We start from the raw sequence: 1,350 nt of genomic DNA, 5'->3' as shown, positions 1-1,350 counted from the left end.
GGCGTACCCCGGCACCCGGGTCATGATCGTGCACTGGTGGGACGTCGTCGGCGAAGGATTCCGCAACGCCCTCGCCTGCGAAACCGGGGTCGCCCGCAGCGACGACCACCACGCGGGCATGGTCGAATCCAGCCTGGTCATGCACGTCGCACCTGACACCACCCGCCCCGAACTCATCGACACCGACTCGGCGCATCCAGGAGCGCGCCGGTTCAGCTACGACGTGTTCCCATTGCCCGCCGACGCCGCGACACCGTCGGGCATCGTCTACACCGCCCACACTGCCAGCGCCGAGATCGGCGCCCGCGTCGCCGACCAGGTCGCCCGCGAGATGGCGGCCGCGGTGCGACTCGAATTCGGCTTCGACGCGGCGGGAGTGTGACCACGATGCTCGCACCCGACACGCACTTTCTGTTCTCCCCGTCGGCGACCTATCCGAACCCGGTGGCGTGCCTGATCAACCGCGACGCCGAGATCGTCCACGCGTGGAGCAGCGATCTCGACCAACCCGACCCCTCGACCGCGCCACCGGGATACCTGCGTGGATGGAACCACGTCGAACTCGGCGCCGACGGCGCCTTATATGCCACGGTGCCGTTGCACTCGCTGTTGAAGCTGGCGCCGGACTCCTCGCTGATCTGGCGGGCCGAGGTGCCTGTCCACCACGACCTCGACATCACCGACACCGGCCAGGTCTACGTCCTTACCGAGCAACCCCGCCTCCTCGACGGGCCCGGCGATCCGTTCGTCCTGCTCGACAACTCGATCACCGTCCTCGACGACGTCACCGGCGCGACCACCGCGACCCACTCGCTGTTCGACCTGCTGATGAGCGACGCCAATCTGTCGGCGGTGATCACCAGCCATATCGACCGCCGTCGCCGATCCCCGCACCACCACGCGGCCCGAGCGATCTATCACGACCTCGCCTCCGCCGGTTCGGTCCAACCGGGGCGCAACGCATCCTGGCTGCTGCGCGATCTGCCGGGCTCTCCAGCAGATCTTCTCCACGCCAACACCATCGAGGTATTGCGAGCGCATCCGGCCGGGCTGTGGAACGACGGTGATGTGCTGGTGTCGATGCGCGAGCTGGACACCATCGCTGTCGTGGACCTGTCCGCCAATAGGGTGCGGTGGTGGTGTGGCCCTGGCGAGCTTTCAGGCCAACACCAGCCGACGATGCTGGCAGACGGGCACCTACTGGTGTTCGACAACGGCCAACGCCGCGGGTTCTCCCGCGTCCTCGAGGTTGATCCGACACGGCACGCGATCAGCTGGCAGCACCACGCCGACCCGCCACGCAACCTGTTCTGTGCCGTGGCCGGCGGCGCCGAACCGCTCGCGGGCGGC

The 1,350-nt window shown here is 68.1% G+C and carries 2 protein-coding genes; both read left to right on the top strand.

The window, feature by feature from the left end; all coding sequences use genetic code 11:
- The coding region (locus tag NS1_RS38470) for a creatininase family protein (protein WP_169812898.1) at nt 1-382 on the top strand (382 nt) is incomplete at its 5' end.
- Nucleotides 383-387: 5 nt separating this feature from the next.
- On the top strand, nt 388-1,350 hold a 963-nt coding region (locus NS1_RS38465), incomplete at its 3' end, for an aryl-sulfate sulfotransferase (protein WP_157125638.1).

Origin of the sequence: Nocardia salmonicida NBRC 13393 (assembly GCF_001613085.1) — a bacterium.
Lineage (GTDB): Bacteria > Actinomycetota > Actinomycetes > Mycobacteriales > Mycobacteriaceae > Nocardia > Nocardia salmonicida.
This window is presented reverse-complemented; position numbering and strand designations above follow the sequence as displayed.